Raw genomic sequence first — 13679 nt, forward strand, 5'->3', positions numbered from 1 at the left:
CCCGCGCAGATGGAGAATCGTGGCCGCGCCCCGCAGACCCACCCGAGCCCAGCCCCCCTGCTCCGGTCGACGCCGTTCGGAGACCACGCCCACTCGAAGCCACAGCAACGCAGCAGCGAGCGAGAACCCGGCCGCGCCCCGCAGACCCAGCCAGGACCAGTCCCACCGCTCCGGTCGAGGCCCTTTCGGAGCGCAGGTCGACTCGGAGCCACAGCGACGCAGCCGCAGGCGAGCGCTAGGCCGGAGCGACGCAGCCGCAGGCGAGAGCTCGGCCGAGACGCCGCCGCCGCCGACGACTCACCCACGCGACGCAGCCGCGGGCGTAGACCCGATCGGGCCGACGTCGCCTAGGGTGAGGCCCACATCGAACGAGGGGGGATCGACGTGGAGGTCGTCCACACAGCCATCGCCATCGTGCTGGTCGTCGGGCTGATCATCTGGGTGAAGGTCGATCCGGTGATCTCGCTGGTGATCGCCTCGCTCTACCTCGGCCTCGCCGCCGGGGTCGGGTTCGCGGACACGATCACGGCGATCACCGAGGGCTTCGGCTCGATCATGGCCGAGGTGGGTCTGCTCATCGGCTTCGGCGTGCTCATCGGGGCGTTGCTGCACTCGCTCGGCACCTTCCGCAAGCTCGTGCACGCGCTGCTCAAGGTCGTGGGCGCGAAGCGTCTGCCCTATGCCCTCACCGGAGCGCTCTCCACCGTCTTCCCGTCCATCTACGTCGACGTCCAGGTCGTGCTCGCCGCGCCCATCGCGCGCTCCTCGGCCCCGCACATCGGACCGCGCGGGCTCGCGCACCTCGCCGGCGCGATCGGCACCGGCATCTTCGCCGGCTACGTCTTCGTGATCCCCGGGCTCGCGGCGGTCTCGATCGCGGGACTCCTCGACGTCCCGCTCGGCACGTGGATGCTCTACGGCATCGTCCTGGGGCCGCTCACCGCCGTCATCACCACCTACCTGTTCGGGCTGATGCTGCGGGCCGGCTGGTGGAAGCCCGAGGCCGACGAGGCGGAGGACGACCCGCTCGACTACGACGACGGCGTCGAGCAGAACACCGCCGGCACCGGCCCGGGCGAGCGCGACACGCTCCACGACGTCGAGGTGCCGCTGTTCACGTCGCTGCTGCCGATCCTCGTGCCGCTCGTGATGATCGCCTTCGGCGCGTTCGCGGAGCTGCTCGACTTCTCCAACGCGTTCATCGCCTTCATCGGCAACGCCAACGTCGCCCTCTTCGTGGGACTGCTCGGTGCCTACGTCCTCGCCCGCGCGGCCGCGGGCACCGAGCGGACCGACAAGGCGCTCAAGACCGGCTTCCACACGACGGGTGAGATCCTGCTGATCACCGGCATCGGCGGCTCGCTCGGCGCCGTCATCGAGGCCACCGGACTCGACGCCACGCTCGCCGGGCTGTTCTCGGCCAGCGAGGGCGCGGCCGTCGTCACGAGCGTCCTGCTCGCCTGGTTCATCGCCGCCGTCCTGCACCTGGCCATCGGCTCGGTCTCGGTCGCCGCCATCACCGCCGCGGGCATCATCGGCCCGGTGCTCACCTCCATCGAGGTGGCACCGATCGCCATCGGCCTCGCGATCGCCTCCGGAGCGATGTTCGCGCTGACGGTGAATTCCAACTTCTTCTGGATGTTCAAGTCGTTGCTCGGCCTGACCACCCAGGGCGCCCTGAAGTCGATGACGGTGGTCACCAGCATCGCGTCACTGGTCAGCCTGCCGATGGTGCTGGCGATCGCCTTCGTGGTCTGACGTCCCACCGCCGAGCGCCCAGGTCCGAGCGTCAGGGGTCGACGCGGTAGCGGCCCTCCAGGAACACGTCGACGCCCTGGATCTTCGGTACGTCGATGCAGCCGCTGACCACGCCGAGCAGCACGGAGTCGGGACCGATCTCGACCTCCACCTCGTACTCGGCGGGGACGGCGTCCCGGACCCGGTCGGCCAGGCCGGACGATGCCGGCTCGGCGAGCTCGAGCCTCGCGTCGACCCGGTGCCGGACCCGGCTCAGGTCGTCGGGGTCGCACCGCTGCGTGTCCGCCAGGCCGGCCAGCTCGTCGTCCGGTGACAGCGCGATCCGTGGACCGACCGCCTCCAGGGCGGACCGGAACGCGTCGTCGGTGCGGTCCTGCCAGCGCGCGACGCCCTCGACGTCGACGTCCGGGGAGGTGCATCCGGACGTCACCGTGACGAGGAGGACCGTCGCGGCGACGGCGCCGCCGAGGCGTCGAGGGGTCACTGCTTGAGCAGCATCGCGGCGCCGAGCGTCTCCTCCGGCACGCCCAGGCCCTCGATGAGGGTCAGCAGGTGCGGGCGGAGCTCGGCCAGCTGCTCGTTGAGCAGCTGGGTCACGGCCTTGGCGCGCTGGTCGGAGATCCGGTTGTGGGCCATGAACCACGCGAGGTCGTCCTCGATGACGCTCAGCGCGTACAACGTGCAGACCTTGCGCAGCAGGTCGGCGGCGTCGGGGTCCTCGCAGCGCGCGATGCCGGCGGTGAACGCCTCGAGCACCACCCGGTCCACGTGCGCCCGTCCACACCGGATCAGGTGGTCCTGCGCCTCGTTGAAGATGCGGAAGGCCTCGTCGCCCTCGGCCTTGGCGGCTCGCTGCAGACGTCGGGCGGCGGTCTCGATCAGGTGCTGCTCACGGTCCTCGAACAGGCTCAGCTGCGTGCCGCGGTCGAGCAGGTCGTGGGCGTCGCCACCGGTGGGCGCGGCGTCGATGAGCCGCTGGATGAGCTGGCTCGCGGCCGTCCGCTCGCGGACCGTCTCGGCCACGGTCTCGGCCACGAACCGCACCATGCCGACCGCGTCGAGCCCACCGACCTCCTTCGCGTACGACGTGAGCAGCTCCTTGCTGAGCAGCTGGAGCATCACGTGGTTGTCGCCCTCGAAGGTGGTGAACACGTCGATGTCGCCGCGCAGCACCGTGAGGCGGTTCTCGGCGAGGTAGCCGGCGCCGCCGCACATCTCGCGCGACTCGTTGATCGCCCGCGACGCGTGCCAGGTCATGATCGCCTTGAGGCCGGCGGCGCGGCCCTCGAGCTCGCGCTGCTCCTGCAGGTCGGGCTCCGTCGAGCGCTGCAGCCGGTCCATGCGCGAGACCTGCTGGTTCTGGGCGAACCGGTAGGCGTACGAACGGGCGATGAGCGGGAGCAGGCGGCGCTGGTGCACGCGGTAGTCCGCCAGCAGCACCTCGGGCTCGCCGTCCTGGCCGAACTGGCGCCGCTCCAGGGCGTAGCGTCCGGCGATGCTGAGGGCCACCTCGGCGGCGGCGATCGCCGACCCGCCGACGCTGATCCGCCCGCGCACGAGCGTGCCGAGCATCGTGAAGAACCGTCGGTTCACGTCCTCGATGGGCGAGGAGTAGGTGCCGTCCTCGGCCACGTCGCCGTACTTGTTGAGCAGGTTCTCGCGCGGGATGCGCACCTGGTGGAAGGAGAGACGGCCGTTGTCGACGCCACCGAGACCACCCTTGTGGCGGTCGTCGCCGATCTCGACGCCGTCGCAGGTCTGCCCCTTCTCGTCGCGGATCGGCACGATGAAGCAGTGCACGCCGTGGTTCTCGCCCCGGGTGACCAGCTGGGCGTACACCGCGGCGACGGTGGCGTGGGCGGCGGCGTTGCCGATGTAGTCCTTCGTGGCCGACGGCGTGGGGGAGTCCACGACGAACTCCTGCGTGTCCGCGTCGAAGGTGGCCGTGGTCTCGAGGTGCTGCACGTTGCTGCCGTGGCCGATCTCGGTCATGGCGTAGCAGCCCACGAGGTCGAGCGAGATGAGCCGCGGGATGAGGTCGCGGTGGCGCTCGGTGCCGAGGTTCTCGACCGCGCCGCCGAACAGTCCCCACTGCACACCCGCCTTCACCATGAGCGAGAGGTCGAACTGGGCGAGCATCTCGATGCCGGTGACGGCCATCCCCGGATCGCCGCCGCCGCCGTGCTCGGTGCGGAAGCCGGCTGCGGGGACGCCGGTGTCGACGAGGCCCTCGAGCTGGCGCAGCGTCCGCTCGCGAGCGGCGTCGATGTCGAGGTCGAGGTCGTACGCCAGGTCCATCTCGGCGAGCTCCCTGCGGGACTGCTCGCGCACGTGGCGCCACTTGCCGTCGAGGGCGATGCGGACTTCTTCGGACAGGCTCATGGACGAAACGCTACTCGTGGGTCGCTTCCGCCGCAGCGGTCCGCGCGAGGTCGGTCGGCCAGGACGCCGGGTGGTGCCGTGCAGCGGGTCTCAGGCGGCCGAGACGAAGATCGCCGCCGCGGCCACGTGCCCGACGTCGAGCGTGCGACCGTCGATCCGGACGGCCAGGGTGCCCGCGAAGTCGTGCCGCTCCACGAGGTGCACACGGACCCCGAGGACGAGCCCGAGCTCGACGAGGTGGCGCAGCAGGGCCGGGTCGTCGTCGGAGACGCGCACCACGACGAGGTCGGCGGGTGCCTCGACGTCGACCAGCCGACGTGCGTCGAGCGCGGGCAGTCGGCCGTCGGCCGTCGGGATGGGGTCGCCGTGGGGGTCGAACTCGGGGTGGCCGAGCCGCTCCGCGAGCCGTTCGACGAAGTCGTCGCTCACGGCGTGCTCCAGCACCTCGGCCTCGTCGTGCACCTCGTCCCACGCGTAGCCGAGGTACTCGACGAGGAACGTCTCGACGAGCCGGTGGCGGCGGACCATCGCGAGCGCGGCCGTCCGTCCCGACGCCGTGAGGGTGACCGCCCCGTAGCGCCGGTGGTCGACGAGCCCCTGGGCGGCGAGCTTCTTGAGTGACTCGGAGACCGTCGAGGGCGTCACGCCGAAGCGGTCGGCCAGCGCCTTGGAGGAGATGGGGGTGTCGTCCCACTCCTGGCTCGTCCAGATGACCTTGAGGTAGTCCTGCATCGAGGAGGACAGCGCCGAGGGGGCCTGGGTCGAGGCGGAGGGGGCGTCGGGCACACGCCCAGGGTATCGGCGGACGGCCGCAGGACGGGCGCCACGAAAGTTCGGTGGACCGAACTTCCATGTTGTCCCACGCCTGGTAGTGTCTGAGGCATGGCGAACATCGCGCACTCCGGCTCGAGCCGGCCGGCACCCCGTCGGCTCACGGCCGTCGAGTCGCGCCTGCTGCGCACCGGGCTGCTCCGCACGGTGCTCTTCGTGGCTGCCTTCGTCGCTTTCCTGGCGATCGGTTCCGCCGTCTCCTGAGGCGTTGAGTGCGTTGCGTACGTCGTGGCCGGGCGTCGGCCGCTGCGCACGCGTAGCGTCCTGCTGAGTCGACCGATGGAGGACCCATGACCAGCTGGACCACGCCCGACCTCTGCGACACCCACCACCCGGATCGGCTGGTGGTCGTCCAGCCGGGTCTGCTGCGTGGCTTCGGTGGCCGTGAGGCGTTCAGCGGCGCCGTCGAGACGGTGGCCTGCTTCGAGGACAACTCGCACGTCAAGCGCCTCGCGGACGAGCCGGGCGACGGCCGCGTCCTCGTCGTCGACGGAGGTGGATCGCTGCGCCGCGCCCTCCTCGGCGACGTGATCGCCGCCCGCTTCGTCGAGAACGGGTGGTCCGGGCTGGTCATCCACGGAGCCGTGCGCGACGTCGAGATCCTGCGGGACCTCGACCTGGGCGTCCAGGCGGTCGCCCCGTGCCCCGTCCGGACCGAGAAGCGCGGCCTCGGCGACGTGGGCGTCGCGGTGACCTTCGGCGGCGCAACGATCCGGTCCGGCCAGTGGGTCTACGCCGACGCCAACGGCGTGGTCGTGGCCGACGTGCCCTTGGCCTGACGGAACCACGTCGTCCAATCTCCTGCGGCAGGCGGCGACGACCCGGCAGGATGAGGTGATCGTTCGACTTCCCGGGGGAATCATGCTCGTCTCGTCACGTCACGCACTCGCCGGCGCGTCGGCTCTGGTCGTCGCACTGAGCCTGGTGGTCGCTCCCGCGGAGGCGGCGCCCTCGCGCTCGGAGGCCACGACCACCACCTGTCCGACCTCCGTCGAGCCGCCCACTGTCTTGGGCGACCGGGTCGCGGGCGCGACGCTGACGGCCTCGGTCCCGTCTGCCCCGACGGACACGGTCGGGTGGGAGTGGCGGCGAGACGGCTTCGTCCGGGGCACCTCGCACCAGCAGGTGCTGCTCAGGACCGACGCCGGGGCCACGTTCGAGGTCACCACCACGCTGACGGCACCCGACTGCGAGCCTGTCAGGTCCACGACGGACGTCGCCGTGCCGAAGGAGATCTCGGTCCTCGCCACGCCAGCGGCCATCGCGGGTCGGCCGGCGGTCGGGTCGCGCCTCACGGCGAAGGGCGACACCTACGCGCCGTCGCCCTACGCCTACACGCGGGTCGTCCGGTGGTTCCGCGGGAACCAGCTGCTCGGCACGTCGCCGTCGTACGTCGTCAGGCCTGACGACATCGCCGGCGAGGTCAGGGCCGAGGTGCGCATGACGTCGCGGTATGCCGAGGACGTCGTCAGCAGCACGGCACCGGTCGAGATCGCGGCTGGGCCGCTCACGGGCACCGGCCCCAGCATCAGTCAGGCGGCGGTCGGGGCCACTCCTGTGGTGGACCCCGGGACCGTGACGCCGCACCCCGACGACCTCGTGACGACGTACCGCTGGTTCCGCGACGGCGTGGAGGTCGCGCAGTCACGCTCCCTGCCGCCCCTGGGTCCCCAGGACCATCGGGCCGAGCTGGTCGTCGAGACCACCGCGACGACCAGCGGGTACGGCACCCTCGTCCAGCGCAGCGAGCCCGTCGCGGTCCTGGGCGCGGAGGCGACGCTCGCGGTGTCGTCGAACCCGCGCGCCGTCCAGGTCGGGTCGACGTCCGTCGTGACCGTACGGGGTCTTGGTCCCCGGGAGCCGTTCTCGGTGCTGCTCTCGGGCGCCGTCCTGGCGCGCGGCACGGCCTCGCCCTCGGGTACCGGCACGGCCACGATCCGTGTCCCCGCTGACGCCACCACGGCGTCGGCTCGTCTGCTGCGCGCGGTCGGCGACTGGCCTGGCCGGACCGGGGTCACCACGGTCGCGACCGGCCGTGCAGCGCGCCTCGGCATCAAGCTGGGGTCGACGGCGCCGACGCGACGAGCGAAGAACATCATCTGGGTGAGCCGTCTGCTGCCCCACGAGAACGTGACCGTCCGGATCGGCGGCAAGGTCGTCCTGAGGAGCAAGGCCTCCTCCACCGGCTCGTTCCGGTGGACCTTCGGCGTGGGGAGCAGCCTGGGCCGTCGCACACTGACGGTCACGGGCGCCGGTGCGTCGCGCACGGGAGCGACGTCCTTCGTGGTACGTCGCTGACGCGCGGGTGATACCGTCCGCCTGTCACTCGACACACAACTCCACGTGCCCGAGTGCGGGGAAGCCGGTCCGAATCCGGCGCTGACCCGCAACCGTAGCCCTCGCTCCGCGAGGGGAGCCGGAACGCCGCATCGGGCGCCTGACCAATCACGCTGTCGTGGTCGCAGCGGGTCCCCTCGGGATCCTCATGCCTTTGCAGCGGGTGAGGACCCCATGAAGAAGTCCCTGCGTCGCGGCCTCGTCGCGACCGCCGCCACCGCCCTCGGTGCCGGTCTCCTCGCGGTACCGGCCGCCCAGGCCGACACGTCGCGCACCCCGCAGACGGTCAACGCGGCCGACTGGCTGTCGGGCCAGGTCGTCGACGGCGTGCTCTACAACGAGCAGTTCGACTTCGTCGACTGGGGCCTGACCCTCGACACCCTCCTCGCCCTCGACGCCGTCGGCGGCTACAACGCGAAGGTCGCCGACATCGCCGACGCGCTGGCTGATGACCTCGGCAGCTACATCGGCACCGGTGCGGAGAAGTACGCCGGATCCGCGGCCAAGGCGCTCGTCGCCGCGCAGGCCGCCGACCTCGACGCCGCCGACCGCACGCCTACGAACTTCGGCGGCACCGACCTGGTGAAGGCGACCGAGGCGCAGGTGCTCACGACGCCTCCAGTCACCGGGCGTATCGCGGACACCCTCCCCGACGGGGAATTTGACGACGACGACCTGCCCGATGACTACGCCAACGTCGTCGGACAGACTTTCGCCGTCAAGGCTCTGCACGCCGCTGGTTCATCCTTGGCCGACGAGGCCACGGCCTTCCTGCTCGCCCAACAGTGTTCCAACGGAGGGTTCCGCACCTTCTTCACGTCGGACAATACCGCGGAGCAGCAGGAATGCAGCGACCCGACCACGGCCGAGGTCGACACGACGGCCTTCGCGGTCGACGCCCTGCAGACGCAGATCGGCGACGAGTCGGTCTCCGACGCTCTGGCCCGCGCTCGCGGCTATCTGATCGGCGCACGAGGTAACGACGGCGAGTTCGGTGGCGGCGCGGCCACCGAGGCCCCCAACACGAACAGCACGGCGCTGGCTGCCGTGGCGTTGGAGCAGCTCGGTGACGACGGCCTGGCTGCCGGATCAGCTGCCTGGATCGCGCAGCGCCAGGTCACGGCCTACAGCGCCTGCGGCACGGAGCTCGACGGCCAGTTCGGCGCCGTCGGCTACGACGACGCCGCCATCGCGACGGCCGAGGACGACGGCATCGAGGTCGAGACCGCGGACCAGTGGCGTCGCGCCACCGCTCCGGCGATCACCGCGCTGCAGTCCTACGACGACCCGACCCCGCGGCCGAGGGCCACGTTCACCGTCACCGCGCCCAGCGGCTACGTCGCCGCCGGCGCACCGGTCAGCCTGACGGCGTCGGGCCTGGCCCCGGGCGAGCGCTACTGCGTCTACTCGGTCGACGGCTCGATCGCCAAGGCCGGCAAGGCGAACGCCAGCGGTGTCGCCACGATCTCGGCCACGGCCCCGTCGCCGGGCGTGCGCCCCGTGTACGTCTACGGCGAGCGCGACGCCCGCCAGGGCGAGGCCTCGCTGCGGGTCCTGACGACCACCAAGCGGTTCGTCGCGACGACGAACGTCAAGACGGTCAAGCGCAACGGCAGGATCCGCGTGTCCGCCCGTGGCCTGGCCCCGAGCGAGCCCGTGCGCATCGGCTACGGCGGGACGTACATCAAGACCGCCAACGCCCGGACCGACGGCACCATCGACTACACGTTCGGCGTCGGCTCGTCGACCGGCAAGAAGAACGTCTACGTCCGCGGCATCGTGAACACGCGCCAGGGCATCGCGTCGTTCACCGTCGTCAAGTGACCAGGCGACTCCTCGCCGCGCTGGTCGCCGTCCTCCTCGGGACGGCGACCGGTGCGGTCGTCCTCGCCGCACCCGCGCAGGCTGCGGCCTGCGCCAAGGGTGACGGCGTGACCGTGGTCGTCGACTACCACCAGCTGGGTGGGGGTGCCTCCACGACGTGTGTCCCCGGCGGTGGTCGCAAGGCCACCTCCGCGTTCGACGCCGCAGGCGTCTCCCTCCGCTACGCCGCCCGTCAGCAGGGCTTCGTCTGCCAGGTCAACGCGAAGCCGGCCAACGCCGGGTGCGTGCAGGCCTCGCCGTCCGACGCCTACTGGTCGCTCTGGGTCTCCAGCGGCAACGGCAGCTGGAGCTACGCCACGGCCGGCGTCGGCGGCGTCTCCGTGCCGAAGGGCGGCTGGGTCGCCTGGAGCTGGCAGGGCCAGAGCGGCAGGGCCCAGCCCGGGGTCTCCCCGGTGGGCAAGGCGGCCGCGGCCCCGGCCCCGAAGCCGTCGAGCCGGCCCACGCAGAAGGCGCCCACGGCTGCGCCGACGTCGGCGGTCCCGTCCGCGGAGGCCTCCGCCAGCGCCAAGGCCAAGGCCAAGGAGAAGGCGCAGGCGGAGAAGAAGGCTGAGCAGAAGGCCGAGGAGGAGCGCGAGGCGAGCGCCGCCAGCCCCTCCGACGGAGCCGGCGACGACGGCACGACGTCCGACGACGAGACCCGCGCGACGTCGGCCGACGCCGGGTCGCCGTGGCCCACGCTGGTCGGTGTCGCGGCCGTGCTGGTGCTGCTCGGTGCCGCCGGGGTCGTCGCGTGGCGGCGGAGGGGAAGCGCGCCCTGACCTGCCCTGCCGCGGAACGGCGATGACCGCTCCCGCTCGTGACCTGCATCCCGGAGCCTGGTGGCTCTGGGCGCTCGGTCTCGCCGCGGCGGCGTCGTTCACCCTCAACCCGCTGGTGCTCGCGTTGATCGCGGCGGTGGTGGTCCTGGTGGTGATGGCCCGTCGCAGCGAGGCGCCGTGGGCGATGTCGTTCCGGTTCTACGTGTACTTCGCGCTGTTCGTCGTGGTGCTGCGGGTCGTGTACCGGATCCTGTTCGGCGGAGGTGCGCTCGAGGGCGACACGATCGTGCTGCACCTGCCCGAGATCCCGCTTCCCGACGCGGCCCGCGGCATCCAGCTCCTGGGCGACGTGACGTCGACGGCGCTGCTCGGTGCGCTCTACGACGGCATGCGGCTGGCCGTGATCATCCTGTGCGTGGGAGCCGCGAACTCCCTGGCGAACCCTCGTCGCCTCCTCGCCGCCGTGCCCCCCGCGTTCTACGAGGTCGGCACCGCCGTGGTCGTGGCCCTGTCGGTGTTCCCGCAGCTCGCCGAGAGCGTGCAGCGGGTCAACCGTGCGCGTCGGCTGAGAGGCGATGCCGGCAAGGGAGTCGGCCGGCTCCGGCGCGTGGTCGTCCCGGTGCTGGAGGACGCCCTGGAGCGGTCGATGACCCTGGCGGCCGGGATGGACGCGCGCGGCTACGGGCGGTCGGGCACGGCGACCCCGCGGGAGCGGCTCCTGACCGGGGTGCTCATGCTCACCGGGCTCGGCGCGCTCTGCGTCGGCGCGTACGCCTACCTCGACGGAACCGCGCCCCGTCTGCTCGCCGGGCCGGTGCTCGTGCTCGGGGTCCTGCTGGCTGCCGGCGCGCTGTGGTCGGCCGGCCGGCGCGTGCAGCGCACCCGCTACCGGCCCGACCGGTGGCGTCGGCCCGAGGTCCTCACGGCGCTGTGCGGCGTCGTGGTCGCCGTCGGGGTCGACCGCGCCTTCGACCTCGACCCGTACGTGGTGGTCCCCGACCTCGAGCGGTGGCCCACCATCGGCGTCCCGCTCGTGCTCGTGCTGCTGGTCGGTGTGCTCCCGGCCTTCCTGACCCCACCTCCGGCGCCCGACGTCGCCGGCGGTGCCGACCGTGCCGGTGGCCCGGGGCGCGAAGCCGAGGAGGTGGACCGTGCTCGAGCTGCGTGACGTGACCTTCTCCTACGACGACGCCGCAGGGACCGGGACGGCGGAGCCGACGCTGCGCGACGTCGACCTGGTGCTGCCCGACGGCGAGCTGCACCTGGTGTGCGGACGCACGGGGTCGGGCAAGTCGACGCTGCTCGGCCTGTTCAACGGCCTCGTCCCGCACTTCAGCGGCGGCCTGCTCGAGGGCGACGTGCGCGTGGACGGCACGTCCATCGTCGGCACGCCACCGCGCGAGCTGGCACACCTCGTCGGGTACGTCCCGCAGGACCCGCTGTCGGGCTTCGTGAGCGACGTCGTGGAGGACGAGCTGGCCTACGGCATGGAGCAGCTCGGGCTCGACCCGCAGACCATGCGGCGTCGGGTGGAGGAGACGCTCGACCTGCTGGGCATCGCCGACCTCCGACGTCGTGCGCTGCGCACGCTGTCGGGCGGCCAGCAGCAGCGGGTCGCGATCGGCGCCGTGCTCACGATGCACCCCAGGATGCTGGTGCTCGACGAGCCGACCTCGGCGCTCGACCCGACGGCCGCCGAGGACGTGCTGGCCACGGTCGCCCGGCTCGTGGCCGACGTCGGGCTCGGGGTGGTGGTGGCCGAGCACCGGATGGAGCGCGTGATCCCCTTCGCCGACCGCCTCGTCGTGGTCGAGGGTGGTCGGGTGCGCGACGGCGAGCCGGCCGACCTGCTGCGCGAGAGTCCCGTCGCGCCGCCGCTGGTGGAGCTGGGCAGGCTCGTCGGGTGGGAGCCGCTTCCGCTCACCGTCCGCGACGCGCGGCGTCGGGCCGGCGACCTGCGTCCTCGGCTCACGGGTGCGCCGGCCCGGACGGCGTCGGGCCAGACCGCATCGGCCCAGACGGGGCCCCCGGTGCTGCGGGCGCGCGACATCTCGGTCGACTACCGCCGGCACCGCGCGGTCAGCGGCGTGGACCTGACGGTCGACCCCGGCCAGGTGGTCGCGCTCATGGGCCGCAACGGGTCGGGCAAGTCGTCGCTGCTGTGGGCGTTGCAGGGTGGTCTCAAGCGCGCGAGCGGCTCCGTGGCCGTCGGGGCCGACGGGCTCGACCCGGCCGGCCTGTCGCCGGCGGCCGCCCGTGCGCTGGTGGGGCTCGTGCCCCAGACCGCGTCGGACCTGCTGTACCTCGAGACCGTCGACGACGAGTGCGCGGCGGCCGACACCCACGCGGACGCCGAGCCGGGGCGCTGCCGCGGACTGCTCGACCGGCTCGCACCGGGCATCGCCGGTACCCACCATCCTCGCGACCTGTCCGAGGGCCAGCGGCTCGCCCTCGTGCTGGCCATCGTGCTCACGACGTCCCCCCGCGTGCTGCTGCTCGACGAGCCGACGCGTGGCCTCGACTACGCCGCGAAGGCGCAGCTGGCGGCCATCCTGCACGCCCAGGCGGCCGAGGGCCGCGGCGTCGTCGTGTCGACCCACGACGTGGAGTTCGTCGCCCAGGTGGCCGACGCGGTCGTCGTCCTCGCCGAGGGCGAGGTGGTCTCGGCCGGAGGCGTGTCCAAGGTCCTGGCCGAGTCGCCCGCCTTCGCCCCCCAGGTCTCCAAGGTGCTGGGGTCGGACTGGCTCACCGTCGCCGACGTCGAGGGAGCCCTCCCATGACCTCCCCCCATCGGTGGATCCTCAACCTCAGGACCGCACGGGGCCCCGCATCGGTGGATCCTCAACCCCAGCGCCGCGGCTGCGGTTGCGGATCCACCGATGGGTGCGGCCACGCGTCGGCCCAGGACGGGGGTCGACGATGACGGCGCGTCTGGGACTGCGCTCGGCGCTCGTGCTCGGCGTCGCGTCGCTCGCGGGCCTGGTCATGTTCCTGTGGCCGTTGTTCATCGAGCCGACCGCGGGGGCGGAGCGGGTCGACCAGCCGTTCCTGTTCATGGCGCTCCTGCCGATCGTCGTCATGGTGGTGGTCGCCGAGCTCACCGAGGGCGGCATGGACGCCAAGGCCCTGGCGATGCTCGGTGTGCTGACGGCGGTGAACGCGGCACTGAGACCCCTGGGTGCCGGGACGGCCGGCATCGAGACGGTGTTCTTCGTCCTCGTCCTCGCCGGGCGGGTGTTCGGGCCGGGATTCGGCTTCGTGCTGGGCTGCACCTCGTTGTTCGCGTCGGCCCTGCTCACGTCGGGTGTGGGGCCGTGGTTGCCGTTCCAGATGATGTGCGCCGCGTGGATCGGACTGGGTGCGGGCCTGCTGCCGCGGCGGGTCACGGGACGGGCGGAGATCGCGATGCTCGTGGTCTACGCCGTGGTCGTGGCGTACCTGTTCGGCATGCTGATGAACCTGTCGTCGTGGCCGTTCCAGCTCGGCATCGCCGCCCCCGGGGCCGACGAGACGCTGCAGCTCGTGCCGGGTGCGCCGATCCTCGAGAACCTGCACCGCTTCCTGGTGTTCAACCTCGTCACGTCGACCTGGGGCTGGGACACGGGCCGCGCGGTGACCAACGCGTTGCTCGTGGCCACGCTCGGACCCGCCGTGCTGGTGACCCTGCGCCGGGCGGCTCGGCGTGCTCGGTACGGCCGCACGGCCGAACCGGTCCCGCAGCCCTGAGGC

The 13679-nt window shown here is 72.3% G+C and carries 12 protein-coding genes and 1 riboswitch; of the genes, 9 read left to right on the top strand and 3 right to left on the bottom strand.

Annotation, left to right across the window (positions count from 1 at the left end):
- The first annotated feature begins 384 nt into the window (after positions 1-384).
- A complete protein-coding gene (locus ASF35_RS03785) occupies positions 385-1758 on the top strand; it encodes a GntP family permease (protein ID WP_055963009.1) in 1374 nt (457 codons plus the stop codon).
- A 31-nt stretch (positions 1759-1789) separates the two neighbouring features.
- Here ASF35_RS03785 and ASF35_RS03790 read toward each other — a convergent pair whose 3' ends face one another.
- The 3 genes from ASF35_RS03790 to ASF35_RS03800 form a co-directional block, all read right to left on the bottom strand.
- Positions 1790-2242 carry a hypothetical protein gene (locus ASF35_RS03790; RefSeq protein ID WP_055963012.1) on the bottom strand — a complete coding sequence of 151 codons (453 nt, stop codon included), beginning with the start codon at positions 2240-2242 and terminating at the stop codon, positions 1790-1792.
- Positions 2239-4140, bottom strand: coding sequence for an acyl-CoA dehydrogenase (locus ASF35_RS03795; protein WP_055963015.1), 1902 nt, complete (start codon positions 4138-4140; stop codon positions 2239-2241). Before ASF35_RS03795 ends, ASF35_RS03790 begins: the two co-directional genes overlap by 4 nt.
- Positions 4141-4230: 90 nt before the next feature.
- Complete coding sequence (locus ASF35_RS03800; RefSeq protein ID WP_055963019.1) at positions 4231-4926, bottom strand: metal-dependent transcriptional regulator; 696 nt, start codon at positions 4924-4926, stop codon at positions 4231-4233.
- A 96-nt stretch (positions 4927-5022) separates the two neighbouring features.
- Between ASF35_RS03800 and ASF35_RS17950 the strand changes: the two genes are divergently transcribed.
- The 8 genes from ASF35_RS17950 to ASF35_RS03835 all read left to right on the top strand — a co-directional run bounded on the left by ASF35_RS17950 (position 5023) and on the right by ASF35_RS03835 (position 13676).
- Entirely contained in the window at positions 5023-5175 is a 153-nt protein-coding gene (locus ASF35_RS17950; RefSeq protein ID WP_156366770.1) for a hypothetical protein, read from the top strand.
- Between the two features lie 86 nt (positions 5176-5261).
- Complete coding sequence (gene rraA / locus ASF35_RS03805) at positions 5262-5750, top strand: ribonuclease E activity regulator RraA (protein WP_055963023.1); 489 nt, start codon at positions 5262-5264, stop codon at positions 5748-5750.
- Between the two features lie 82 nt (positions 5751-5832).
- Positions 5833-7269: a hypothetical protein gene (locus ASF35_RS03810; RefSeq protein WP_055963026.1), complete on the top strand. Its 1437-nt coding sequence runs from the start codon at positions 5833-5835 to the stop codon at positions 7267-7269.
- Between the two features lie 58 nt (positions 7270-7327).
- A riboswitch (cobalamin riboswitch) is annotated at positions 7328-7397 on the top strand.
- A gap of 85 nt (positions 7398-7482) precedes the next feature.
- Entirely contained in the window at positions 7483-9132 is a 1650-nt protein-coding gene (locus ASF35_RS03815; RefSeq protein ID WP_055963029.1) for a hypothetical protein, read from the top strand.
- Complete coding sequence (locus tag ASF35_RS03820; protein ID WP_055963032.1) at positions 9129-9950, top strand: LPXTG cell wall anchor domain-containing protein; 822 nt, start codon at positions 9129-9131, stop codon at positions 9948-9950. Before ASF35_RS03815 ends, ASF35_RS03820 begins: the two co-directional genes overlap by 4 nt.
- Before the next feature lie 22 nt (positions 9951-9972).
- A complete protein-coding gene (locus ASF35_RS03825) occupies positions 9973-11118 on the top strand; it encodes an energy-coupling factor transporter transmembrane protein EcfT (protein WP_082495353.1) in 1146 nt (381 codons plus the stop codon).
- A complete protein-coding gene (locus ASF35_RS03830) occupies positions 11102-12730 on the top strand; it encodes an ABC transporter ATP-binding protein (protein ID WP_055966144.1) in 1629 nt (542 codons plus the stop codon). Before ASF35_RS03825 ends, ASF35_RS03830 begins: the two co-directional genes overlap by 17 nt.
- A gap of 139 nt (positions 12731-12869) precedes the next feature.
- Complete coding sequence (locus tag ASF35_RS03835) at positions 12870-13676, top strand: ECF transporter S component (RefSeq protein ID WP_055963035.1); 807 nt, start codon at positions 12870-12872, stop codon at positions 13674-13676.
- The last annotated feature ends 3 nt before the right edge of the window (positions 13677-13679 follow it).

Source organism: Aeromicrobium sp. Leaf291, from assembly GCF_001423365.1.
GTDB lineage: Bacteria > Actinomycetota > Actinomycetes > Propionibacteriales > Nocardioidaceae > Aeromicrobium.